Genomic DNA, 24902 nt, shown 5'->3' on the forward strand with positions numbered 1-24902 from the left:
TGTTTATTGTTAAAAAAGGAAAAGCTGCCCCAAAAGGGCAGCTTTTTTATAATAAACCGGATTTGCTTCCGTATTATTTAGCAATATTAACAGCTCTGGTTTCGCGGATAACAGTAATTTTTACCTGCCCCGGATACGTCATTTCTGTTTGGATTTTGTGTGAAATTTCAAATGAAAGGTTAGCAGCCATTTCGTCGCTTACTTTTTCACTTTCAACAATTACACGAAGCTCTCTACCTGCCTGAATTGCATAAGCACTTTTAACTCCGCCAAATCCGTAAGCGATATCTTCAAGATCTTTTAGACGCTGGATGTAAGAGTCAAGAACCTGTCTTCTTGCACCCGGTCTTGCACCTGAAATAGCATCACAAACCTGAACGATAGGAGAAAGAAGTGATTTCATTTCAATCTCGTCGTGGTGAGCACCAATAGCGTTACAAACTTCTTCTTTTTCACCATATTTCTCAGCCCACTGCATACCAAGTAATGCGTGCGGAAGATCACTTTCTGTATCCGGCACCTTACCTATATCGTGTAATAAACCTGCTCTTTTTGCAAGCTTAACGTTAAGCCCAAGTTCTGCAGCCATAAGTCCGCAAAGCTTAGCAACTTCGCGAGAGTGTTGTAGTAAATTTTGTCCGTAAGAAGAACGGTATTTCATTCTACCTACAATCTTGATAAGTTCAGGGTGTAATCCGTGAATACCAAGGTCGATAACCGTACGTTTACCAACTTCAATAATTTCGTCTTCAATCTGTTTTGCTGTTTTAGCAACAACCTCTTCAATACGTGCAGGGTGAATCCTTCCGTCTGTAACAAGTTTATGAAGTGCAAGGCGTGCAACTTCTCTTCTTACAGGGTCAAAACAAGAAAGAATGATTGCTTCCGGAGTATCATCAACAATAATTTCAACTCCTGTAGCAGCTTCCAGGGCACGGATGTTTCTACCTTCACGTCCAATGATTCTACCTTTTACATCATCCGATTCGATGTTGAATACAGATACACAGTTTTCAACTGCTTCTTCCGTACCAATACGCTGAATAGTATTGATGATGATTTTCTTAGCTTCCTGTTGTGCGGTAAGCTTAGCTTCTTCAATAGTATCCTGTATGTGAGACATGGCAGTGGTTTTAGCCTCTGCTTTAAGGCTCTCTACAAGCTGGTTTTTAGCTTCTTCTGCCGATAGGCCCGAAATAACTTCAAGTTGCTCTACCTGGCTTTTGTGTAACCTGTCAATCTCAGCCTGTTTTTTGTCAAGAAAATCTATACGGTTGTTGTAATCGGTAATTTTAGCTTCAACTTCGTCATTAAGCTTTTTTGTTTTAGCAAGCTCATTAGAAACCTGAGATTCTTTATCACGGGTTCTTTTTTCAGCCTCGGCAATTTTTTTGTCTTTGCCAAGTATTACCTGTTCGTGTTCTGCCTTTAGCTCAAGAAATTTTTCTTTTGCCTGCAGTAATTTATCCTTTTTAATGGCTTCGGCATCTGTCTTGGCATCTTTTAATATTGATGCCGCCTCCTTCTTCGCGTTTTTAATAAGAGTGGAAACGTTTTTCTTCTCCAGGAATTTTGCAATCCCGAATCCGAATCCGATCCCCGCGATGCTGCCAATAATTATCAATAGTGTCGAGTCCATAGTTTGTTTATGTAAAATATATATATAAAAAAAGCCTACATCAGGAAGATTGTATAAACTCGTAAAGACAAGTTTTGGGCTAACCCGCTGTTCAAGGATCTGCTCAAAGGCAGCTTGCTTTAGTAGCGATGATTCACCCATTTTAATTTGTTAGTGTTGAGTTTATCAAATATGTACTAATGTAGGCAGTATTTTTGACGTATGTTTAAGAACGTTTTTTTTATTTATCTGAGAGGAATTTACCCAGTTTTTCATCCATCTGCTGCAGTCTGTTAAAAGCTTCTTCAAAGTCGGTAGACTTGTCAATTTGCTTTTGTTCAACCTGTGCTGCAAACTGCAACGCACACATTGCCAGTACATCCTGCTTGTCTCTTACGGCATAGTTTTCTTCAAACTGCTTGATCATGGCATCAATCTTTTTGGAAGCGCTTCTCAGGCCTTCTTCCTGTGCCGGGGTTACTGTTAACGGGTACACCCTGTCGGCAATTGATATCTTTATCTTTAGTTTTTCATCCATTTCCTGCTAGTCAGAAAGTTGTGCTATGCAATAATCAATTTCGCGGATCAATGAATTTATTTTGAGTTTTGTATCCCTCTTATTTTCGTCACTGCCCAGTAATGAATTGGCGGTTTTTAGCGTTTCAATCTGCTTTTGCAGAGAAGCTATTTCCTGTGCCTGACCACTGATAACCGAAGACGAACGCGTAATTTCGTTCGCCAGCTCCTGATTTTGCCTTTCAAGCTTTTCCGTTTTCTGGACCAGCTTTTGCAGCTTATTTTCAAGAGAATCAACTATTTCGGATAATCCGTTCATTACAGTCAACTTCATTACATGATTCTACAAAGTTAATATTACTTTAATTACATACAACTGTTTGTTATAAAAATTATTACAATATCTTTATGTTTGCCGTAATAATTTGTTATGTAAACAGTTATAACAAACAGATTTTGGCACTATTTTTTCTGGTGCTTTTTTATAATTTAGCCATATGAGAATTTTCTTTTTACTTCTGTTATATTCAACCGCTTTATTTGCCCAAAACACTTATCCCGAGGATTATTTCCGTTCCCCAATGGATTTACCGTTACATCCTTCAGGGACTTTTGGTGAGCTTAGGCGCAATCACTTTCATGCCGGTATCGACTATCGAACCGAACAAAAAACCGGACTGCCTGTTTGTGCTGCTGCAGAAGGCTATGTATCGCGCATTAGGGTTTCCAGCTATGGGTATGGTACGGCTTTGTATATTGATCACCCTAACGGATACACTACGCTTTATGGGCATTTAAATGAATATGCACCAAAGATTGAGGAGTATGTAAGGGCGCAACAATATGAAAAGAAAAGTTTTGATATAGAGTTATTCCCAAAACCGGGGGAGTTGCCTGTTGGTAAAGGTGAACTCGTTGCTTTATCGGGTAATACTGGTGGTTCCGGTGGGCCACACCTTCATTTTGAATATCGTGATACCAAAACAGAGGAAATAATCAATCCGTTATTCTTTGGTTTGAATAAGATTATGAAAGATACCCAAATGCCTACGGTGTATGGCATTATGGCGTATGCTTTGGGAGATAAGGCTGTGGTAAATGAATCGGAAAAACCGGTTACACTGCACTTGAAATTACTAAAGGACGGGACTTATCTGGCCGATAAGATATATGCCAGAGGTAACGTTGGGCTGTCTATAAATGCTACCGACAAGAGTACGGGAAGCCTGGGTAATAACGGTGTTTTTAAAGTTGAGACTTTTGTAAACGGATCACCGGGTTTTAAGGCTGTTTTTGACCAGTTTGCTTTTGATGAGTCGCGTTACATCAACTATTATATAGATTACCAAAAGTATATGGCTAACGGTCAGCGTTTCCAAAAGCTTTTTGTAACAACCCCTTATCCTTTGGACGTGATTAGGGATAACGCCACAAACGGACAGATTGAAGTTAAGGAAGGAGAAACGGTAAACTACCGTATTGTGGTTTCTGATTTTCACGGCAATAAGAGGGTGGTGAACGGGAGTGTTGAGTTTAGCGACAAGCCTGCAACCATTACACAGCCAAAAAAGATAACGCCTTATTTTGTTAAAATGGCTAATGATAACAGCTATACAAAAGATGGGGTTTCGGTTTTTATTCCTGCTAATACACTGTACGAAGACTTTTACATGGACTTTGATGTAAAAGATTCCATCTTATATCTTCATGACGATTCGGTTCCGGTTCATGGCAATATTATCGTTTCTTTTGACGTTAGCCATCTGTCGCCCGAAGTGCTGCAAAGAACATTTATAGCTGGGGTAGACGGAAACAGAATTCTATATAACAACAGTTATATGGAAAACGGCAAGCTAACGGCTAAGGTAAGATACTTGGGTAAATTTAAGCTGGCGCAGGATAACACGCCGCCTAAAATATTCAGCCCTAGCTTTGCAGAAGGTAAATGGCTAAGTTCAAACAAAACGTTTAGTCTTAAGATTAGTGATGACCTTTCGGGTATCGCTACCTTTGATGCCTGGCTTAACGGTAAGTGGATATTGATGCATTATGACTACAAGACACGCATAATTTATCATAATTTTAGTGATGGTATTGTAGATGAGGGGCGTAACGATTTAAAAGTTACGGTTACCGATAATGTGGGAAATTCTGCTACCTTTGAAACACATTTTTTCAGAACTCAAAAAACAACATCTGTTGAAAAAGATAAATAAGTTATTTACGCTGGCTTTTTTATTGGTTAGCGCTGTAGTATTTGCTCAACAAAAACCCGTTATGTACGGTATACTTCTGGATGAAAATCAGAATCCTATTGAAGGAGTTAATATTTATTATGCCGATATTGAAGGCACCGTAAGAACAGTGTCTAATAGTAATGGTTTCTATAAAATTGAAATTCCTATAGAGAGGGAAGTTGTGGTGTGGTTTGAGCATACAAGCTTTAAACTGTCTTCATTAGATGTTGTGATGCAGGCAAACGATACTGCAGAATTTAATTTTATATTGCTTACAGGACATACAGAGCTGCAAAATGTTGTTATAGATAAAACTGTAGATAAGGACAGAATTGAAGGCATTATAAGTGTTTCACCTGAGGATATAAGAAAAATACCTTCAGCATCTGGAGGAGTTGAAGAGTTTATTAAGATTATAGGAGGTAATTCCAATAATGAGCTTAGTACACAGTATGCTGTACGTGGCGGTAATTATGATGAAAACCTTGTGTATGTAGAGGATGTGGAAATATATCGTCCTTTCCTTATTCGTTCCGGTCAGCAGGAAGGCTTAAGCTTTACGAATTCTACTATGGTAAAAAAATTAAGCTTTTCTGCTGGTGGCTTTCAGGCTAAATATGGTGATAAATTATCGTCGGTTCTTGATATTACTTACAGGAGGCCGGTAGATTTCGGGGCACAGCTTGAAGCCAGCTTTTTGGGTGGTAGCCTAACGGTTGAAGGAGTTTCTAAAGATAAAAAATGGAATGCCGTTGTAGGCGGGCGTTACCGTGATAATAGTTTACTGGTTAACAGCCAGCAGACAGAAACAAATTACAAACCTACTTTTGCAGATATACAGACAATGGTAAACTTTAATCCTAATGAAAAGTGGGAAATAAGTTTTTTAGGAAATGTATCTGAAAATAAATACCATTACCAGCCATTTTACAGGCAAACCAACTTTGGTACCATAGACGACCCTATTGCGCTTCAGATATTTTATGACGGACGGGAAAAGGATGAGTACAAAACCTATTTTGGTGCTTTAAAATCAACTTACATTGTATCTGAAGATTTTACCCTAAAGGTAATAGGTTCCATATATCACACACAGGAACAGGAACACTTTGATATACTGGCGCAGTATGCACTTGGTGAGGTAGATACAAATATTGGTTCTGAAACTTTTGGTGACGTACGTTTTGCCAGGGCAGTAGGCTCTGAATTGAACCACGGACGTAATGATCTTGATGCTCTAATTGTAAATGCAGAGGTAAAGGGTTTTCATGACCTGGAAAAGAATAAAATCGAATGGGGGATAAAATATACCCGTGAAGATATTCATGACCGCTTGGTAGAATGGCAGGTTATAGACTCTGCCGGTTTTTCTATAAATCCGCCAATTGTAGATTTACCACGTAACGATCAGCCCTATAACCCATATACAGGTCCGCTTGTACCTTATAGCGGAGCAAGGGCAACAAACTTTACTCAGGTAAACAGGTTTTCGGGATATGCACAATGGAGCAGAAGAGCAAAATGGGGTAGAAGTGAGGTTTGGATGAATGCAGGTGTGAGGGCACAACAATGGCAAATAACCGCAAGAGGTTATGAAGATGGCGACAATAAAATTGTAGTTAGCCCAAGGGCACAATTTTCAATAAAACCGGCTTGGGAAATGGATATGCTTTTCAGGCTTTCAGGAGGATATTACTACCAACCTCCTTTTTATCGTGAGTTAAGAGCACAGGATGGTTCTATAAATACCAATGTAGATGCGCAGCGTTCGGTTCATGTAGTCTTGTCTAACGACTATAGTTTTAAAACTAAAAAAGGTAAGAAATTCAAGCTTGTCTCAGAAGCTTATTATAAAACCCTTACGGATGTAAATACCTATACTTTAGAAAACGTAAGGATAAGATACCGCGCTAACAACGATGCTGTAGCATATACCTATGGACTAGATATGAGGCTTAATGGTGAGTTTGTGCCGGGTACAGAGTCTTGGCTGAGTTTTGGGTATATGAAAACAGAAGAAAACCTTAACGACAGAGGGTATATATCACGCCCTACCGACCAAAGACTTAAGTTTGGTATCCTTTTCCAGGATTATGTGCCTAACATCCCCAATATCAAAATGTATCTTAACCTGGTTTATAATACAGGGCTTCCGGGAGGTTCTCCTTCTTATGCCGATCCTTATATATATCAGTCAAGGCTTAATGATTATCGTCGTGCTGACATAGGTTTTTCTTATGTGTTTACAGGACCGGGAGTTGAAAAGAAATATGACGAAGATCATTGGTTGTCTACTTTTAAGGAGCTTTCACTGGGCTTAGAGATATTTAACCTGTTTAATAACCAAAATGCTATTACCAATACATGGGTGAGGGATGTATATACTAAAAATCAATACGGTATCCCTAATTATTTAACATCCCGTGTATTTAGCCTTAAGCTTTCGGCCAGGATTTAATTTTTTGAAACATTTTGTTTATTTTTGATATGGTATTCAATACAGGATACCGATATTCCCTATACAATGAAAAAAGTTGCAGTTGTTATATTAGCCTTTACATCATTATTTACCATTAGCTGTAAAAAAGAAGAAGAAAAACCTAAGGTTAAATATGAAGAGTCTATGGAAGTTAAAAAGGCCGTGAGAAAGCCGGATTCTTCGCAAATTAAGGTTGCCGATCTTCCGGTACATATGGAGGGAACAAAATACCTTATCCATCCGGTAGGGGACATGCGTATTTATGACGATAATGCTAAAACATACGGAAGCAGCAGAATGAATAATGTAAGCTATGCTATATCCAATTATAACCGCTATGAACTTACCGGTTATTTTGAGAACCTTAAATTTCAGCACATAGATTCTACAGCTTTAAATCCGTTAACGGATAAGCTTGTACAGATACAAACAGCCACTTATTTAAATACTGTTGCCGAAAGGATCAAAAAACAGATTTTAGTATATACTCTTGTAGATAGTGATACCAATCAGGATGGTAAAGTGGATTCGAATGACATTCGCTCTTTATATATAAGTGATATAAGCGGCAAGAACTTTACCAAGCTTTCTAAGGATATGCAGGAGCTTATAGACTGGAATATTATAGATGCTCAAAACAGGCTTTATTTCCGTACTATTGAGGATATCAATAAGAATGGTGCTTTTGATAAGAATGACAAAGTGCATTATCAGTATTGCCAGCTTAATTCCGGTGAATGGACGGTGGAAGCTTATGAGCCTGTATACTAAATAAGAATATCGCTTTCCAAATCCGATTTTTCAATATTAAAATTAAATCCCAATTGCTCCATAAGTTGGAAAACCAGGTTTTTGTACCAGTTTTCTGATTTTGGGTGTATGTATACTTTTTCTATAAGTTTATTGATATCGATATTTATCTTAACACCTTCATTAATATTAAGATTGTGTTTGGTAAGATTAGATATTATACGAACCTCCCTTTCATACTGAAAGCTTTTTCTTTTAAAGAGGAAAGGGAAAAAGTCATTATCAAAGGGAATATATTCTTTTTTGTAATCTATATATTTGACCTCGCCTATATGCTGTTTATAGCGTGTTTCAGGTTGTAATGCTTCTTCCAGTCGTTTAACGGTTGATTGTATGGCAAGTCCCTCGCTGTTTTGGGTAAATATTTGCCACATGGCATATGACTCATATTCATTGATGTGCCAGCTGCTTATTACCACATTTTTACGATGAGTTTTGTAGGAATCTAAAAATTTGGGATTGTTTTCGGATATTTTTTTCAGTTCCTCAAAAGTGGGTTCGCTAAAAGTACCTTCATACTGGTCTTCAAATTTATCAGACCGCGACATAAAGAGTTGTTTGCATAACAGGAGATCCAAAAACTTAGACAGGTCAAGGTATTTCCATACAATAGTGTCGGCATCCGGACGCGTTATCTGCTCATTAGAAACATGCATGGGAGGGATATTTGTACTTAAAGTTACGAATGTTCCTTATTACTACGGTTAAAAAAGTGTTATTAGTTTTTAACTGTTAAGGAAAATATCTTTAAGGTCTTTAAAATGTTCTATGGCATAAGTCGCTGATTTTATATCATGCCACCCAAACTTGTTATATAAAACGGTATCTATTCCTAAATCTTTTGCAGCCTGAATTTCCGATTTTGGATCATCACCTACTACAAGAACTTCTTCCGGTTTATAGTTATAGCGTTTCAATATACTGTCGAACACTTCCTTTTTACTGGTGAGTACAGGGTTTACAACATGAATTTCCTTAAAATCATTTTCAATCCCAAGATGTTTGATTTTAGAATACTGCATTTTTTCAAAACCGGTAGTAACTAAAAAGCGTTCGGCCTGTATGTTTTTAATTTCAGGGTAATCCTCAAAAGCAGCTATAGGTTGGCTGTATTCAAGACTTTCCTGAACGTCAATAGCTTTTTGTGTTAGTTCGTCACTAAGGCCGAATTCCTTGGCAACAAGCCTGAAAGGCGTCCTCATGGTTTCCTTTTTAATAGCTTCAAGATTGTCACTGTGAAGTCCTGTTTCGGCTATAAGGTCAAAAAGGGGTGCGAAAAGTTTGTCGCCTATTGCATGTACAGGGTATAATGTGTTATCAAGATCGTATATAATAGCTTTTTTAGGCATAGTAATTTTTTTACAAAATTATCGTATAATAAGAATGGCTGCAATATTGCAGCCATTCTTAACGTATTATTATCATACAACGTTTTAGTGTTATTCAAATGATTGCATGCCCACCAGTTTTTTATAAGTACCATCTGTGGCCATAAGCTCGTCGTGAGTACCTTGCTCTACAATACGGCCTTTTCTCATTACTACAATTCTGTCTGCCTTTTGTATGGTAGAAAGCCTGTGTGCAATAACTACAGAAGTACGGTTTTGCATCATGTTTTCAAGTGCCTGTTGTACCAGTCTTTCGCTTTCTGTATCAAGAGCAGAAGTAGCCTCGTCAAGAATCATGATAGGAGGGTTTTTAAGTACGGCACGGGCAATACTTAAACGTTGTTTTTGTCCGCCGGAAAGTTTATTACCACTATCGCCTATATTGGTGTCTATACCTTTTGGAAGGTCTTTTACAAACTCGTAGGCATTGGCAATTTTAAGTGCTGCCATGACTTCTTCTTCGGTAGCATCAGGTTTACCCAGCATTATATTGTTTCTGATAGTATCGTTAAACAGAATACTGTCTTGGGTAACAAGTCCCATAAGCCCGCGTAACGAATGTAAACTTAAATCCCTTATGTCTGTTCCGTCTATTCTTACGCTTCCTTCCTGTACATCATAAAAGCGGGTAAGCAGGTTTGCAATGGTACTTTTACCACTACCGGACTGACCTACAAGTGCAACGGTTTGCCCTTTAGGTACGGTTAGCGAGAATTCTTTAAGTACGTTTTCATCTTCGTATCTGAAGTTGATATTTTCAATGGAAATGCTATTGTCAAAAGAGGCTTTTTCTATAGCTCCCTGTTTGGTTATTATAGGATTATCCTGATCCAGTATTTCCATAACACGTTCTGCAGCTGCATTACCTTTCTTCACATTGTATGAAGCTCTTGAAATGGCTTTTGCGGGAGTAAGGATGTTGTAAGCAAGCCCCATGTAAGAAATGAAGTCGGGTGCGTCCAGTGTGCCTTCCACAAGCACCATGTGTCCACCAAACCATAAAAGGGCAGCAATGACTACTATTCCTAAGAATTCACTCAATGGAGTGGCTACGTTTTGCCTGTTTAGTATTTTATTTGAAAGATGGAAGAAACGATTGTTTGAATCTCCAAATTTGCCTTCAAAAGTTTTTTCAGCGTTAAATCCTTTTATAACTTTTAGTCCGCCCAGTGTTTCTTCCAATATAGAAAGAAAATAGCCCTGTTCTCTTTGTGCTTTATCGGACTGCCTTTTTAATGACTTGCCTACTATTGATATAAGCCATCCTGAAAACGGGATGAAGACAAAAACGAATAGTGTTAGCTTAACGCTTATTACAAACATTGTAATGATTGTAAAAAGTATAGTTAACGGTTCGCGTACTATAAGCTCCAGGATAGAAAGGAAAGAGTGTTGTATTTCTAATACATCAGACGATATCCTTGACATGATATCACCTTTTCTCTTTTCTGAAAAGAACGAAATAGGTAATGCTACCGTTTTATTATAAATGGCGTCTCTTATATCTTTAAGTACTCCGTTTCTTAAGAAAGTAATAAAGTACATTGCTCCATAGTTGCAAAGGTTTTTGAGAAGGAACAGGGAAATGATTAGTCCTATCATTATGGAAAGAACATATTGTTGTCCGTGTTCGGCTGAGGTGGTACTGATGTAGTATCCCATATAATCTTTTAGGTATCTTCCGGTATCCCTAAAACCTTCATATACAGGCTTGCTGAAAATCTGTTCTTCCTTTTCAAAGAGAACAGTCATCATAGGTATCAGTGCTACAAAAGACAGTGCACTAAATAACGCATACCAAATATTAAAAAATATGTTTAGGTAAGCATACCTTTTATAGGGTTTCGCAAAGCGAAATATTTTTTTAAAGTAATCCATTTATTATATTAAATTCATCTCTTGTACAATATTCCTGATTTTCTGATCAAGACTTGCCTCCACTTCACGGGCATCCTCCACTTTATCAAGTGTACTGTTTACGCTAAAGTAAAACTTGATTTTTGGCTCTGTACCGCTTGGTCTTGCGCATATTTTTGTGCCGTCTTCCAGATAATAGATAAGCACGTTAGATTTTGGCAAAGTTAACGCTTCTTCTTCACCTGTAAACATATTTTTTGCGGTAGACGATTGGTAATCCTCAATCATCACAACACGTTCGCCATCAATCTCTTTTAGCGGTTTTTCGCGCAGGTCAATCATCATCTGTTTTATTTCCTGAGCACCATCCATACCTTTTTTGGTTAGTGATATCAGATACTCTTTATAGAAACCGTACTTAACGTATAGTTTTAAAAGTTCCTGATAAAGCGAACTTGCGTTGGCTTTTGCCTGTGCAGCCAGTTCACATAACAATAGGGTAGAGGTAACGGCATCCTTATCTCTAACGAAATCACCAACCATATATCCAAAACTTTCTTCACCGCCGCCAATAAATTGCAGTTCCGGGAAGTCAACGATCATTTTGGCAATCCATTTAAAACCGGTAAGTCCTACTTTAAAGTTTACACCATATTCACTTGCCAAATCCATTATCATTGGTGTAGATACTATGGTAGAGCCTATAAACTGCTGTCCGGTTATTTTGCCCTGCTTTTTCCACTGCTCTAAAAGGAAGTGTGTCATTAGTATCATGGTTTGGTTACCATTTAATAACGTCATAACTCCCTGGCTGTTTCTTACTGCAACACCAAGTCTGTCGCTATCAGGGTCAGTGCCTACAACAATATCAGCATTTACCTCGTTAGCCAGTTCAATTGCCATTGCCAATGCTTCCGGCTCTTCGGGATTCGGGGATTTTACGGTAGGGAAATTTCCGTTTGGTGCAGCCTGTTCTGCTACAATATGTACATTACTGTAGCCTGCATTTTCAAGTAAATCGGGTATAAGCGTTACCGATGTACCATGTAACGGAGTGAAAACAATCTTAAGGGCATCTTTTGCCTCCTGAGGCGTATTGAAAGTTGCTGCCTCTACAGAAGCACCTAAAAATGCTTTGTCAACTTCACTGTCAATATATTCAATAAGATTTTCGTTTGCATTAAAGTTGATCTGATCATATTCTAATGCTTCAATAACCTTTATAATTTCTCCATCCTGGGGAGGTACAAGCTGTCCGCCATCCTGCCAGTATACTTTATAGCCGTTATATTCCGGCGGGTTGTGTGATGCGGTAAGTACTATACCTGCATGGCAGCTTAGGTGTCTTACAGCAAAAGATAGTTCCGGAGTTGGTCTAAGGTCGCTAAACAGGTATACTTTAATGCCGTTTGCAGAGAAAACATCGGCTACAGTTTTAGCGAGTGTGTCGCTGTTGTTACGGCAGTCATAAGCTATAGCAACTTTTATTTCCTGTCCTTTAAAAACATCTTTCAGGTAATTGCTAAGGCCCTGGGTAGCTTTTCCAAGAGTGTATTTATTAATACGGTTAGTGCCCGGCCCCATGATGCCTCTCATTCCGCCGGTTCCGAATTCAAGATTTTTGTAGAAGCTGTCCTCAAGTTCTTTTGGTGAAGACGTCATCATTTCCTTAACAGCTTCCTGTGTCTGACTGTCAAATAGGGGTGAAAGCCATACATTAACTTTATCAAGTATCGATTGGTCGATATGCATATCTTTTATATTTAGAAAAAGACATATTTAATATGTCTTTTATAAAGTTTCACTTATTTTATAACGTTCTTCGTTGCTTTTAGTTCTTAGGATTATTTCTCCTAAAAAGCCTGCTAAGAATAACTGTGTACCAATTATCATGGTGGCAAGCGCTATATAAAACCAAGGGTTGTTTGTAACCAGTATTGCAGGTTCGTTAAGGTATAGTTTATAAAGCTTAGTAATACCTATATATAGTGCCGACAGGAAACCAATTATAAACATAAGTACCCCCATAGCACCAAAAAGGTGCATGGGCCTTTTGCCAAAGCGCGACAGGAACCATATGGTAATAAGATCAAGGAATCCGTTAATAAAACGGCTCATTCCAAATTTTGAGGTTCCATATTTACGGGCCTGATGTATTACAACTTTTTCACCAATACGGCCAAAACCTGCATTTTTTGCAAGTACCGGAATGTAGCGGTGCATTTCTCCCGAAACTTCTACGTTTTTAACCACTACATTTCTGTAGGCTTTAAGGCCACAGTTAAAATCATTAAGCTTTACACCTGATGTTTTTCTGGCGGCCCAGTTAAAAAGTTTAGATGGTAAGTTTTTTGATATCACCGAGTCATAACGCTTCTTTTTCCAACCTGAAACAAGGTCAAATCCCTGTTGTATAACCATATTGTACAGTTCCGGTATTTCATCCGGACTATCCTGCAGGTCAGCATCCATAGTGATAATAACATCGCCCTGGGCTTTGGCAAAACCGGCATGCAATGCCTGTGATTTACCATAATTGCGTAAAAAGCGTATGCCTTTTATGCATGGATTTTGTGCAGCAAGCTGCTCTATAATGCCCCATGAATTATCTGTACTGCCGTCGTCAATAAAAATAACCTCATAGGTGTAATTATTGGCGGTCATTACATTAACAATCCACTGGTGTAATTCTTTTAAGGACTCCTCTTCATTAAGGAGTGGTATAACTATGGATAAGTTCATTTATTATAATGCTCCCGGATTATCTTTTTTAACAAATGCACCAACTAATAGAGACCATATAAGACCAAGGAAAGCATGCATAACTATTGTTAAAGGCCCTGAAATATAAGGTAACATTGTTTTTTCAATTATTGACATTGACATCTGCAGTTCTTCAGAAGATATATTAGGCCTTTGATGTACAGTTACCGTTTTCATTGTTTCAATAAATTCAGTAATGAACTCAGGAAAAATTAGCCAAAAAATGAAATAAAATACAGAATAGATAAATGCAGCTAAAACTGTTATTGATACACCTAGTTTAAGGCATTGAGAAAATGAGATGTATCCTCCATTAATGTTCTTTTTGTAGTTATTGCATCCTAAAGAAATAAATATGATAGGTAAAATGCAGAAATTAAGGACATTTGTAAATGTTCCAACCCAACCTGATTTAATAGGGTCTGGTTTAAGTACGTACATTAAAACGAATTCCAAAATCATTATTGAGCCAAATACAATTCCGTATGATGTGGCCGATTTTGCAGGAGATATTTTTTTTTCCAAAATGTTGTTTTCTTGTTCCATTTCTGATTGGTTTGATTTTAATCTACAAATATACTAATTACAGTATAATGAGTCGCTAAAAATATAATATCGTTACAGCTAAAAAAATACTGTATACTATTTGATATTAAAAAAATAGTTGTACTTTTGCGCTCTGAATTAAAAAGTTTAAATACAAAAAGTTGTAAAACGTTTACACCTTTCTGATAAGGGAAGCCGCGAAATGGTTTTGCAGCCAAACAATAAAAATTTACAAAGATGAAAAAAGGTATTCACCCAGAGAATTACAGATTAGTAGCTTTTAAAGACATGTCTAACGAGGATGTTTTCATTACTAAATCTACAGCAGATACAAAAGAAACAATTGAAGTTGACGGAGTTGAATATCCGGTTGTGAAAATGGAGATCTCAAGAACTTCACACCCTTTCTACACTGGTAAATCTAAACTTATCGATACAGCTGGTCGTATTGATAAATTCAAAAACAAATACGCTAAATTCAAAAAATAATTCTGAATTTATCTATCATACAAAGCCTTCCCGAAACGGAAGGCTTTTTTTATATATAGGTGTTGATTTTTCGGAAAATACGTATTGCAATTCAGTATTTTCCTGTATTGTTTCGAAAAAGTTTGATAAATAAATTTGTCACTTAATTAAAAAATTATAACAAATGAAAAATTTATTTAAAATTAGCTTAATCTTGTTTGTCGTATTTTCTTTTATTTCTTGTTCAGATGATTCTGCTCAGATGAATGAAGAGAACTATAAAGTTCGAGATTATTCAGATTTTGAAACAAAACAAGAAACTGTTGTTGTGTGTGAAAAACTAACATTAAAAATAGTTCAGTACGTAACGCTTGGTTTAGTTGAACAAGAGAGAGGAGCTAGTGTTTATGTTTGTTGTGGAGGACCATTCATGACTTCTCCATTAACAATGTGCCAACCTGTAAGTAAAGGTACTTATGATTATTGGACAGGATTGATTGACAAGAAAAAGGAAGCTATGGGGACACCTATTGAAGAGATAATTGATCCAGAACTAAATCCAGCAGATGTCACATACATTGAGGTTAAAGAAAGCAATGAAGTTAATGGTGTTAAAATAATAGCTAAAAGATACCCTGTTCAGGATGGAATAGTGTATTTTGAATTAGAATAGGCAAAAATAGTCTTATTTTAGACCTTAAAAGTTCTTAAGATTTCAAAATCTTAAGAACTTTTTTATTGAAAAGATTTGATGTAAATTCGTGGCAGTCGCTTTTTAATGCTAAAAACCACAGTAATGAACTACATATTATTTGACGGAACGGTGCGCAACGCCCTGTTGCCTTTTACATTTACAAGGCCTGTTGCCGATATTCGCGTGGGAATATTAACCATACGTGAAAAATGGGAAAAATATCTGGGCTATACCACAACCACTCTTACCGAAGAGTACCTTATGGATAAATACCCAATGGTAGAGATGGAAGAGAATATTATGATTAATGCTTCTTTCCTGCCTAATGAGGTGCTTGCCGAGATGGTACAAAGCCTTGAGGAAAACCAGGCTATATTTTATGGTGATGAGGTTATAGCTTTCTACACAAAAGATACTCAGGAAGAGGTGGATTTTGACAGCTATGAAGCTATTGAATATACTGAAGACTGCCTACGTATTGAAAATCCGTGGGACATATTTAAAAACAATGATGCAGCTATAAGAGAAGATTTCGAGCTTCTTACTGCCGACAGGGTTTCACAGCCTATACCGTCGAGTGTTAATGTTATTGCTGCCGAAAATATATTTATAGAGGAAGGTGCAAAGCTGGAATTTGTAACGCTTAATGCTTCAACCGGGCCAATTTATATTGGTAAGGATAGTGAGATTATGGAGAACTCTGTAATCCGGGGGCCGTTTGCGCTTTGCGAAGGAGCTCAGGTAAAACTGGCTACAAAAGTATACGGTGCTACTACGGTTGGCCCTCATTCAAGAATAGGAGGAGAGGTAAGTAACTCGGTACTATTTGCTTACTCAAACAAAGGGCACGATGGTTTCTTAGGGAACTCGGTGCTTGGTGAATGGTGTAACCTGGGTGCAGATACCAACAATTCTAACCTTAAGAATAATTATGAGGAAGTAAAATTGTGGAGTTATGAAAAGGAAGGCTTTGTTAAAACCGGACTTCAGTTTTGCGGGCTTATGATGGGAGACCATAGTAAATGTGGTATCAATACCATGTTCAATACGGGTACGGTAGTAGGGGTGAGTGCTAATATTTTTGGTAGCGGATTCCCTCGCAATTTTGTACCTAGTTATTCATGGGGAGGGGCTTCAGGCTTTACCACTTACATTACTAAAAAAGCTTTTGAAACAGCACGTATTGTAATGTCAAGACGTAATGTAGAGTTTACCGAACAGGACGCAGCCATACTGGAGCATGTGTTTGAGGAAACCAAAAAATGGAGAAAAGAATAATTATACAGATTTGAGAAAAAAATCTAATAGGAATAAAACGAAACTGGGAAGCCTGCTGTTATTGCTGGCTTTCTTTTTTTATTTTGTTGTTGTAAAGAATAACGGCTTTACAAAACAGGAAAGCAAACCTGAGATCACAAACGATACTGAGCTGGCCCAATTTACAGGAAAAGTAGTCTCTGTAAGTGATGGCGATACATTTAAGGTTCTGTATAAGGGGAAAAAACAAAGGATACGCCTGATGGATATAGACTGTCCTGAAACGGGGCAACCGTTTGGTAAGGAAGCGAAACAATATGCTAATAGCTTATGTTATGGTAAAACAGTAACTGTAAAGGCAGATGGTGGTCGTGATCAGTATGGACGGATATTAGGATATGTATATGTAAATGATACACTAAATATAAATGCCCAACTGGTTAAGGAAGGTTTGGCATGGCGTTACAAATATTCTGAAAACGAAAGTTTGAAGGAACTTGAGAGTCAGGCAAAAAAACAACATAAAGGATTATGGGTGCAACAAGACCCTATCAATCCATGGGAATGGAGAAAACAACATTCAGGGAAATAAAACAGGCAGCTATAAGCTGCCTGTTTCAGTTATCAAGAAATAACCGGAGTCCTCATTCTCCGGTGTAGGTTTAGTCGTCGAGTCTTAAAAATTTACCGTTGTTGTCAAACTCCAGTTCAAGGTCATTCAAAAGTTCTACTTTATATCCCCAGCGTTTTTTTTCTGCTTTTTCAACTCCCTGTCCTTTATAGTTTTTATGTATGTATTGCGTTATAACCTTTGGTAAAACAGAATCAGGAAGGGCATAGCCGTTGCCGTCTATTTCCTTACAATTTCCCTTTGCGTCAAATTCAATTTCCGTGCCGCCTGTCATTAAAACTTCATATTCTGTTTCGGTAATGTCCTTGTCTTCTATTACATAAGAAGGGGCCTGATTAGGGAAGTTTTTAGAAATAAAGGTTTTTGCTGCCGGAGGCAGGTCGTTAAGGGTTATTTTTCTTTCCTGGCCAAAGGCAGAACAAGAGATTAAAATGATTAACAATGTCGAAAGTCTTAAAAGTGTCTCCATAACTATGTATTTTTATTTTACAGTACAAGTTTATAGCCTGAATCTGGAAACAATTAGGAAAGCAGAATTATTATGGAAAAATAATCCTGAAAATATGCTTTTGGTTAAATTCATATTCTGCAGTAAGGTTATATACTGATGCTATAGATTGTACAATGGCAAGCCCTAATCCGGTAGACTGTTCGTTTAGTGTACTACGGAAAAATCGATCAAAAATCCTGTCTTTGTCAAGAGGGGTATCTCCGTTATTTAAAAAAGTCAGTCGGTTCTTATCAATAATAATCTCAACAGAACCTCCGGCTTTAGTGTGTGTTATTGCATTTTTAAGGAGATTGTTAAGCAGGGTAGTTGCCAGTCCTTTATTCATAGTAAAATGAAGCTGTGCTGCGTTAATAGTGGTAAGATTTACTTCTTTATAATCGGCAAAATCCTTAAACTCTTCCGTGATTTCACTAACTAAAGTATTATAGTTAATATCCTCTTCCTCTTCAAACTGTTTGTTTTCAATTCTGGAAAGCATTAACAGTGATTTGTTTAAGCGTACAAGACGGTTTAGGGTATCGCTTATTTTAGAAATTTCGGTTGCCTGCTCTTCGTTAAGGTTGTTGTTCTCTAAAATAAGTTCCAGTTTGTTAAGGCTTATGGCAAGAGGTGTTTGCAGTTCATGAGAAGCATTTTCTATAAACTGTTTCTGACTGGTAAATACGGTTTCGTTTCGTTGTAATACCTGCTCCAGCTCTTTGCCTAAATTCTTAAACTCTGTAACAGGTGAATCAGGAGCTTTAAACTTAACTCCTGAACCAAGCTTAAAGTTTTTAAGCCTGTATAAAAGTATATAGAATGATTTCCATACTTTTCTGAGTATGATATGGTTTAACAATGCAATACTTATCACCAGCATAAAATATAATGCGATAAGTGCTGTCATTAAATCTTCCAGAAGCTCATCCTCTTCAACAATAGAGGCTCTTATGGTTAATTTGTACGGATTGCCGTGAGCATCATTAAAAACGGTTTCCAGATAGCGGAAAGGTTCATTGTCATCGTCGTATTCCATATACTCAAAGCCCGACATGAATTTATCTGAGAAATCATACAGCGGCCCTTTTGGGAGGGGCTCAACCTTAAACTGATTGATCCCAAACTCTCTGGTTTCTAAAATGCTTTCATTGGCATACGCCTCACGGGTTATAAGTATTTTGGAGTTTTTAAGTCCGTCATCAATATTGTCATAAACTTCGTCAAGTATTACCATATAGAAAAGGCTCGCCCAAAGCGCTATAACTGCCAGTAGTGCCACAATAAGGTAACGTAATGTATAAGTGCGAAGTTTCATTTAAGTCATTTTATATCCGATGCCGTAAACCGATTGTATATCAGCATCAGCGCCGTTGTCTTTTAGTTTTTTGCGTAGGTTTTTTATTTGTGAATAAACAAAATCAAGATTATCGGCCTGATCGGTATAATCACCCCAAACCGATTCTGCCAGGGCTGTTTTATTGATTAGCCTGTTGGGATTAATCATAAAATAATAAAGAACATCATATTCTTTACGATTCAGTGTAATGGAATTTTCATTAATAAATACTTCTCGTTGTTCGGGTAGTATTTTAATATTGCTCCATTCTATAGCGTTATTGCCATTATGGCTTTTTCTCCTTACGGCCGATTTGATTCGTGCGTGCAGTTCGGCAAGATGAAAGGGCTTGGCTAGGTAATCATCGGCACCTAAATCGAGGCCTTTAACTTTATCGTCTACGGCATCTTTTGCAGAAATGATAATAACCGCGTCGCGGCGTTTCATGTCCTTAAGTTCTTTTACTAGACTAAGGCCGCTTCCGTTAGGCAGCATTATGTCTACCAGAATACAGTCGTAGTCATAACCACCTATTTTATCCATCCCCGAAATATAATCGTGTGCAGTTTCTACAATATATTTTTCCTTTTCAAGCGATTGGGTTATAGTGTCCCTAAGGTTGGTTTCATCCTCTATTATCAGAATCTTCATTCTTACTTTCCGTTTAGGTATATCAAATATACATATTTGAAATGCCAAGGTAATTTCAAATTTGGAAAGAATTGGGAATTTTGCATCAGGTGGTATATAAAAGGATGCTGTTTATTCTTTCTTATCCTTTTTGGTTGTTTTTAATGTAAGCAGGTTTAGCGGGTTAATCCCTAATCCGTTTACATCCTTACCAGTAAAACGGGCAGCCTTATCATAGAAAAGTACAATTACGGGAGCTTCTTCCATAACTATAGCGTCCAGTTGTTTATAAATCTCCTGACGTTTTTTATCGTCCGTTACTAAAAAGCTTTGCTCGTATAACCTGTCGAACTCTTCATTTTTAAAGTGGGTATAGTTAGGCCCTCCCGGAGAAAAGTTCTTGCTGTAAAATAATGAAAGATAATTTTCTGCATCAGGATAATCAGCTATCCAGCTGGCTTTAAAGAAAGATACTTTTCCGGTAGAAATGGCTTGCGAAAGGGTAGAGGGTGGGTTAACATCAACTTCTACATTCAATCCTATTTTTTGCCACTCGCGTTGCAGGTATTCGGTTATGTCAAGGTAAGAGGCACTCGTGCTAATTTGTATCTTAGGATTCTTATCTCCTGTTTCTGCTTTGTAGGAAGCCACAAGTTCCCTGGCTTTAACAGGATTGTAATTATAGCCTTCGCAACCAAAACCACCAAGCCCGGTAGGTATCATTCCGTTGGTGCCGGGAGTACCCATGCCGTTTCTTAGGTACATAATCATTTTAGCACGGTCAAAACCATAGTTAAGCGCCTGGCGTATTCTTTTGTCCTTTACGGCATCATCCGGACCATCCAGCCTAAAGCCCATATACTCGGTATTAAGGTAAGGTCCTGTAATCATTGAAACTTTCTCGGTGTATTTTGGCTGAAGTTGTCCTTTTGGAGTTAATATTTCATCTTTATAAGAAGGGTCTAAACCGGAAACAAAATCCTTTTTACCCTGAACGAATTGAAGAAAACCACTTTGTTTATCGGGTAAAAAGGTTATTGCCACAGCTTCCAGATAAGGCAGTTGGTTACCCTGCTCGTCCTTTTCATAGTATAAAGGATTTTTTCTCAGTACCAGCTTAACATTTTCCTCCCATATCTTAAACTGAAAAGGACCGGTACCAATAGGATTTGACCTGAAGTTGTAACCCTGTTTTTCAAAAGCTTCATGAGGTACCACAGAGGCATACTTCATCGTTAGCAGCCCTAAAAAGGCAGGGAAGGTTTTGTTGAGTTGTATTTCAAAAACCGAATCATTTACGGCATAAAAATTCTCAACATTTTGTAGTATCCATCTTCCGGGAGCGGCTACCTGTTCGTCTAACAGGCGATTAAGGCTATAAGTAAAGTCGGCTGCTTTTACAGTACGGGTACTGTCGTTGCCAAACAAATCGCTTTTATGAAAGTATACATCGTTTCGTAGAGTAAAAGTATAGGTTTTTCCATCTTCGGATATATCCCATTTTTTAGCGATATCCGGTTTTATATTCAGACTGTCGTCAAGCTGTACCAGTCCGCTAAACATTTGGTTACAAACCCAAATAGACGGCCTTATGCGCGAAAAAGCGGGATCCAGAGAGTTTACGGCGGCATTTTCGTTATACCTGAAAACAAGATGGTCGCGGTTTTGGCTTTTGTCGCCGGAGCAGGATATAAAAAGGAGAAATAAGCAACAAATTGATATATAGGTTATTATTGATTTCATCAAGTCGATTTTTGTATGTAAATTTGCAACCTCTTTTTTGTAGAGGTAAATATAATTAAAGTTACTGCTTTACAAGGAGCTTATACAATGGAAAACAGGAAAAAAGTCGCTTTTTATACTTTAGGATGTAAACTGAATTTTTCGGAAACATCTACTATTGCCCGTAGTTTTCAGGACGAAGGGTTTGATCGTGTTGATTTTGAAGATGAGGCTGATATTTATGTTATCAATACCTGCTCGGTTACAGAAAATGCCGATAAGCAGTTTAAGCAGATAGTTAAAAAGGCGATAAAGAAGAATGATAAGGCATTTGTGGCGGCAGTAGGCTGCTATGCTCAGTTAAAACCTGAGGAGCTTGCCGCTGTAGACGGGGTAGACCTTGTGCTTGGTGCAACCGAAAAATTTAAGATTACCGATTATATAAACGACCTTTCTAAAAATGATATGGGCGAGGTACATTCCTGCGAAATATCGGAAGCTGATTTTTATGTAGGAAGTTATTCTATAGGCGACCGTACCCGTGCTTTTTTAAAGGTGCAGGATGGTTGTGATTATAAATGTACTTATTGTACCATTCCGTTGGCAAGGGGTATTTCAAGAAGTGATACTTTAGAGAACGTACTTAAAAATGCCAAAGAAATATCAGAACAGAACATTAAGGAGATAGTTCTTACAGGTGTAAATATTGGTGATTACGGAAAAGGTGAGTTTGGTAACAAAAAGCACGAGCATACTTTTTATGAGTTGGTTCAGGCATTAGATAATGTTGAAGGTATTGAGCGTTTAAGGATTTCGTCTATCGAGCCAAACCTGCTTAAAAATGAGACTATAGAGTTTGTTTCCCAAAGCCGTACGTTTGTGCCGCACTTCCATATACCATTACAATCGGGTAGTGATGATATCCTTAAACTTATGAGGAGACGTTACCTGCGAAATGTGTATACAGAACGCGTAGCTAAGATAAGGGAGGTAATGCCACACGCCTGTATTGGTGTTGATGTTATTGTTGGTTTCCCTGGTGAGACCGATGAGCATTTCCTTGAGACGTATAATTTCCTTAACGAACTGGAAATATCATACCTGCATGTGTTTACTTATTCTGAAAGGGATAATACACCCGCAGCCGAAATGGATGGCGTAGTAACTATGAATGTGAGAAGCAAACGAAGCAAAATGCTTAGGGGACTTTCGGTTAAAAAACGCCGTGCGTTTTATGAAAACCAGATAGGTACAACCAGAACAGTATTATTTGAAGGTGAAAACAAGGAAGGGTATATTCACGGATTTACCGAAAATTATGTAAAAGTAAAAACACCGTGGAATCCGGAACTGGTAAATACCTTACACGAAATAAAACTTACCAAAATTGATGAAGACGGTATAGTAAGAATGGAGTTTGTAAATGAACCTGTTTTTGTTTAAGAAGTTTTCCATTTCGAGCGAAATGCAATGATAATATAAAACCCTGCTTTTTAGCAGGGTTTTTATTTAAGGAGTGTTATCTGTCAATTTTTCTTCCAATGAACTTTTCCAGTTCTGCATACATATCTTCAATAGACATCACTTTTAAATCCGGATGGTTTCTTAACCATTGTGCATTGAGAGTTACTAATGCTTCCGGAATTTCAAAATAAGTGTCATCATCTATTTTGTCCTTTATCGGGCTCTTGCCAAATTCCTGATCCATAAAACCATCAAACTCTTTACGGGTAAGAGAATCGATTTTTTCTGTCTGCATTCTAAAGTAATCTGAGTGCGCCTGAGAACCTACCTTTTCAAAAGCCTCTTCAAGTATCTCGTTAAGGTTTTCGGTCCATTGTGAGTTGTATACAAACTTGGCAAAACCATCGGTATTTACCTGTGAGGTATAATAATCCAGATAATAGCTTGTAAGAGCATCTTCATGTATATCTTCGTCTGCTACACCTTCTTCACGAAGCAGGTTTATTACTGCTATATTAGAATTGATAATAGCATTTGTGTCTTCGCTGTTAAAAGCATTTTCAGAAACAATTATCTTGTCAAATTTCATGTGTATCAAAATTATTTGCCGTAAAGGTAGCAATAAGTTATAACTCCAGTGTTATAAGCCTTTTCTCTATAATTAACTTTTTAAACTGCAATTTTTCACAAATCCACTCCAGGGCATTGCGGTGATACATAAAAACATGCGTATGGTCATTTTTATAATACCAGCTTCCAAAATCCCTGTTCTCATCAAACAGGTCGGTCATGAGGTAAAGTTTAGCGTTAGGAAGTAACAGGCTTTTTAAAAGTTCAAATTCCTTAAAGGGTTCTTTAAAATGTTCGGCTACTTCGGTGCAGGTTACATAGTCATATTGCTTTTTAAGCAGTTCCGGATTGTTATGAAAATAAAGATCGTACTGCTCAATATGGTAATTATTGTCCTGCAGTACCTTCACAATAGGTGATCCGGTTCCCGATCCAAAATCCAGTCCGTGATGTTGTGGAGAAAAATCTGTGAGAACAACATTCGTTGCCGGACTTACAAAATTCTGATACCCCAAATCGTCGGGGTTGTTATTGTGGTGTTTGTAATGAGCTTCTTCCTGTGTGTGGGTTAAATAATTCTTTGGGTGCAGAAAAACAGAAAGGCAAAGGGAACATTGTAAAAATTCCCTTTGCCCATGTGTGTAAAAGCTTTTAGATGTACCGTTGCATAACGGGCAGTAAAGGCTTTCCATATTTTTTACGGATTAGTAGACCAAATGCCGCTTTCCTTAATAAATACCCTGCGGTTTAGTTTTAGTTGGGCTACAATCAGTTCGGCAATATCCTCTGCCTGCATAACCTTTTCCGGATTACCGTCGGTAAGGTTCAGGTTAATAGCCATATCTGTTGCTACTGTGCTAGGTGTTAGTGCTGTTACCCTTATATTGTGTTTACGTACTTCCTGCATTAGCGATTCTGTCAATCCCATAACAGCAAACTTAGAAGCACTGTATGCACTTGTTATTGGTGCACCTTTCAGTCCGGCAGTAGAAGAGATGTTTATAATATCTCCGCTCTGTTGCTCAATCATGCCCGGCAGCACAGCTCTTGTGGCATAATATATACCGAAAAGATTTACTTTGATGATGTTTTCAAATTCTTCGGGAGTCAGGTCAAGGAATTTACCAAACTTTCCTATACCGGCATTGTTTATCAAAATGTCTATCGTTTTGAACTCGCCCAGAACTGTGTTCACTGCCTGATTAACCGATTCGATATCGGCAATATCAGCAGTTACTATAACTGTTTTTACACCATAAGGTTCAATTTCTTTAGCAACCTGTTCTAAATCGGTTTTAGTACGGGCTAACAGTGCTACATTAACACCTTCGGCAGCCAGAGCAATTGCTACAGCTTTGCCAATACCTTTTCCTGCACCTGTAATAAGCGCATTCTTTTGTTTTAAATTTTGCATTATATTAATAAA

Annotated in this window: 24 protein-coding genes and 1 other RNA gene; 8 read left to right on the plus strand and 17 right to left on the minus strand. The window is 37.7% G+C overall.

The window, feature by feature from the left end; all coding sequences use genetic code 11:
* Positions 1 to 73: 73 nt before the first annotated feature.
* The 4 genes from rny to NU09_RS01745 all read right to left on the minus strand — a co-directional run bounded on the left by rny (position 74) and on the right by NU09_RS01745 (position 2453).
* Positions 74 to 1639: a ribonuclease Y gene (gene rny, locus NU09_RS01730; RefSeq protein WP_129749519.1), complete on the minus strand. Its 1566-nt coding sequence runs from the start codon at positions 1637 to 1639 to the stop codon at positions 74 to 76.
* Positions 1640 to 1694: 55 nt separating this feature from the next.
* Positions 1695 to 1801, minus strand: a non-coding RNA gene (gene ssrS / locus NU09_RS01735) — 6S RNA.
* 58 nt (positions 1802 to 1859) lie between these two features.
* Positions 1860 to 2156 carry a cell division protein ZapA gene (locus tag NU09_RS01740; protein ID WP_129749520.1) on the minus strand — a complete coding sequence of 99 codons (297 nt, stop codon included), beginning with the start codon at positions 2154 to 2156 and terminating at the stop codon, positions 1860 to 1862.
* A 6-nt stretch (positions 2157 to 2162) separates the two neighbouring features.
* Positions 2163 to 2453: a hypothetical protein gene (locus NU09_RS01745; RefSeq protein WP_129749613.1), complete on the minus strand. Its 291-nt coding sequence runs from the start codon at positions 2451 to 2453 to the stop codon at positions 2163 to 2165.
* Between the two features lie 178 nt (positions 2454 to 2631).
* Between NU09_RS01745 and NU09_RS01750 the strand changes: the two genes are divergently transcribed.
* From NU09_RS01750 to NU09_RS01760, 3 genes are all read left to right on the plus strand, one after another.
* Complete coding sequence (locus NU09_RS01750; RefSeq protein WP_129749521.1) at positions 2632 to 4350, plus strand: M23 family metallopeptidase; 1719 nt, start codon at positions 2632 to 2634, stop codon at positions 4348 to 4350.
* Complete coding sequence (locus tag NU09_RS01755; RefSeq protein WP_129749522.1) at positions 4334 to 6829, plus strand: TonB-dependent receptor; 2496 nt, start codon at positions 4334 to 4336, stop codon at positions 6827 to 6829. Before NU09_RS01750 ends, NU09_RS01755 begins: the two co-directional genes overlap by 17 nt.
* A gap of 66 nt (positions 6830 to 6895) precedes the next feature.
* The gene (locus tag NU09_RS01760; protein ID WP_129749523.1) at positions 6896 to 7621 is read left to right on the plus strand and encodes a hypothetical protein; all 726 of its coding nucleotides are present in this window, start codon (positions 6896 to 6898) and stop codon (positions 7619 to 7621) included.
* On the opposite strand, the gene NU09_RS01765 is transcribed toward NU09_RS01760, so the two are convergent.
* The 6 genes from NU09_RS01765 to NU09_RS01790 all read right to left on the minus strand — a co-directional run bounded on the left by NU09_RS01765 (position 7618) and on the right by NU09_RS01790 (position 14214).
* Positions 7618 to 8316, minus strand: a complete 699-nt coding sequence (locus NU09_RS01765) for a DUF2971 domain-containing protein (RefSeq protein WP_129749524.1) — start codon at positions 8314 to 8316, stop codon at positions 7618 to 7620. The genes NU09_RS01760 and NU09_RS01765 overlap by 4 nt on opposite strands.
* 69 nt (positions 8317 to 8385) lie before the next feature.
* Positions 8386 to 9009: an HAD family hydrolase gene (locus NU09_RS01770; protein ID WP_165357636.1), complete on the minus strand. Its 624-nt coding sequence runs from the start codon at positions 9007 to 9009 to the stop codon at positions 8386 to 8388.
* A 90-nt stretch (positions 9010 to 9099) separates the two neighbouring features.
* A complete protein-coding gene (locus NU09_RS01775; protein ID WP_129749526.1) occupies positions 9100 to 10926 on the minus strand; it encodes an ABC transporter ATP-binding protein in 1827 nt (608 codons plus the stop codon).
* Positions 10927 to 10929: 3 nt separating this feature from the next.
* Positions 10930 to 12657: a phospho-sugar mutase gene (locus NU09_RS01780; RefSeq protein WP_129749527.1), complete on the minus strand. Its 1728-nt coding sequence runs from the start codon at positions 12655 to 12657 to the stop codon at positions 10930 to 10932.
* Between the two features lie 39 nt (positions 12658 to 12696).
* On the minus strand, positions 12697 to 13647 hold the full coding sequence (locus NU09_RS01785; protein ID WP_129749528.1) for a glycosyltransferase family 2 protein: 951 nt from the start codon (positions 13645 to 13647) through the stop codon (positions 12697 to 12699).
* Positions 13648 to 13650: 3 nt separating this feature from the next.
* Positions 13651 to 14214 (minus strand): DUF4199 domain-containing protein, encoded by a 564-nt coding sequence (locus NU09_RS01790; protein ID WP_129749529.1) that lies wholly within the window; start codon positions 14212 to 14214, stop codon positions 13651 to 13653.
* Positions 14215 to 14451: 237 nt separating this feature from the next.
* Here NU09_RS01790 and NU09_RS01795 point away from each other — a divergent pair, with 237 nt between their 5' ends.
* From NU09_RS01795 to NU09_RS01810, 4 genes are all read left to right on the plus strand, one after another.
* Positions 14452 to 14703, plus strand: a complete 252-nt coding sequence (locus tag NU09_RS01795; RefSeq protein ID WP_129749530.1) for a type B 50S ribosomal protein L31 — start codon at positions 14452 to 14454, stop codon at positions 14701 to 14703.
* Positions 14704 to 14866: 163 nt separating this feature from the next.
* Positions 14867 to 15355, plus strand: coding sequence for a hypothetical protein (locus NU09_RS01800; protein WP_129749531.1), 489 nt, complete (start codon positions 14867 to 14869; stop codon positions 15353 to 15355).
* A 123-nt stretch (positions 15356 to 15478) separates the two neighbouring features.
* Complete coding sequence (locus NU09_RS01805) at positions 15479 to 16654, plus strand: GlmU family protein (RefSeq protein ID WP_129749532.1); 1176 nt, start codon at positions 15479 to 15481, stop codon at positions 16652 to 16654.
* A gap of 10 nt (positions 16655 to 16664) precedes the next feature.
* Positions 16665 to 17225, plus strand: coding sequence for a thermonuclease family protein (locus tag NU09_RS01810; RefSeq protein WP_165357637.1), 561 nt, complete (start codon positions 16665 to 16667; stop codon positions 17223 to 17225).
* Positions 17226 to 17295: 70 nt separating this feature from the next.
* Here NU09_RS01810 and NU09_RS01815 read toward each other — a convergent pair whose 3' ends face one another.
* From NU09_RS01815 to NU09_RS01830, 4 genes are all read right to left on the minus strand, one after another.
* Positions 17296 to 17733, minus strand: coding sequence for a PepSY-like domain-containing protein (locus NU09_RS01815; protein WP_129749534.1), 438 nt, complete (start codon positions 17731 to 17733; stop codon positions 17296 to 17298).
* A 70-nt stretch (positions 17734 to 17803) separates the two neighbouring features.
* Positions 17804 to 19069: a sensor histidine kinase gene (locus tag NU09_RS01820; protein ID WP_129749535.1), complete on the minus strand. Its 1266-nt coding sequence runs from the start codon at positions 19067 to 19069 to the stop codon at positions 17804 to 17806.
* Complete coding sequence (locus NU09_RS01825; RefSeq protein ID WP_129749536.1) at positions 19070 to 19741, minus strand: response regulator transcription factor; 672 nt, start codon at positions 19739 to 19741, stop codon at positions 19070 to 19072.
* Between the two features lie 111 nt (positions 19742 to 19852).
* Positions 19853 to 21463 carry an ABC transporter substrate-binding protein gene (locus tag NU09_RS01830; RefSeq protein ID WP_129749537.1) on the minus strand — a complete coding sequence of 537 codons (1611 nt, stop codon included), beginning with the start codon at positions 21461 to 21463 and terminating at the stop codon, positions 19853 to 19855.
* Between the two features lie 87 nt (positions 21464 to 21550).
* Between NU09_RS01830 and mtaB the strand changes: the two genes are divergently transcribed.
* Positions 21551 to 22885 carry a tRNA (N(6)-L-threonylcarbamoyladenosine(37)-C(2))-methylthiotransferase MtaB gene (mtaB, locus tag NU09_RS01835; RefSeq protein WP_129749538.1) on the plus strand — a complete coding sequence of 445 codons (1335 nt, stop codon included), beginning with the start codon at positions 21551 to 21553 and terminating at the stop codon, positions 22883 to 22885.
* 76 nt (positions 22886 to 22961) lie between these two features.
* On the opposite strand, the gene NU09_RS01840 is transcribed toward mtaB, so the two are convergent.
* Genes NU09_RS01840 through NU09_RS01850 form a run of 3 tightly spaced genes read right to left on the minus strand, consistent with a single transcriptional unit; the run spans position 22962 to position 24890 of the window.
* Positions 22962 to 23495, minus strand: coding sequence for a hypothetical protein (locus NU09_RS01840; protein WP_129749539.1), 534 nt, complete (start codon positions 23493 to 23495; stop codon positions 22962 to 22964).
* Positions 23496 to 23532: 37 nt separating this feature from the next.
* The gene (locus tag NU09_RS01845; protein WP_129749540.1) at positions 23533 to 24168 is read right to left on the minus strand and encodes a class I SAM-dependent methyltransferase; all 636 of its coding nucleotides are present in this window, start codon (positions 24166 to 24168) and stop codon (positions 23533 to 23535) included.
* 5 nt (positions 24169 to 24173) lie between these two features.
* The gene (locus NU09_RS01850; protein ID WP_129749541.1) at positions 24174 to 24890 is read right to left on the minus strand and encodes a 3-ketoacyl-ACP reductase; all 717 of its coding nucleotides are present in this window, start codon (positions 24888 to 24890) and stop codon (positions 24174 to 24176) included.
* Positions 24891 to 24902 lie beyond the last annotated feature (12 nt).

Source organism: Flavobacterium beibuense, from assembly GCF_004151245.1.
GTDB classification, from domain to species: Bacteria; Bacteroidota; Bacteroidia; order Flavobacteriales; family Flavobacteriaceae; genus Flavobacterium; species Flavobacterium beibuense_A.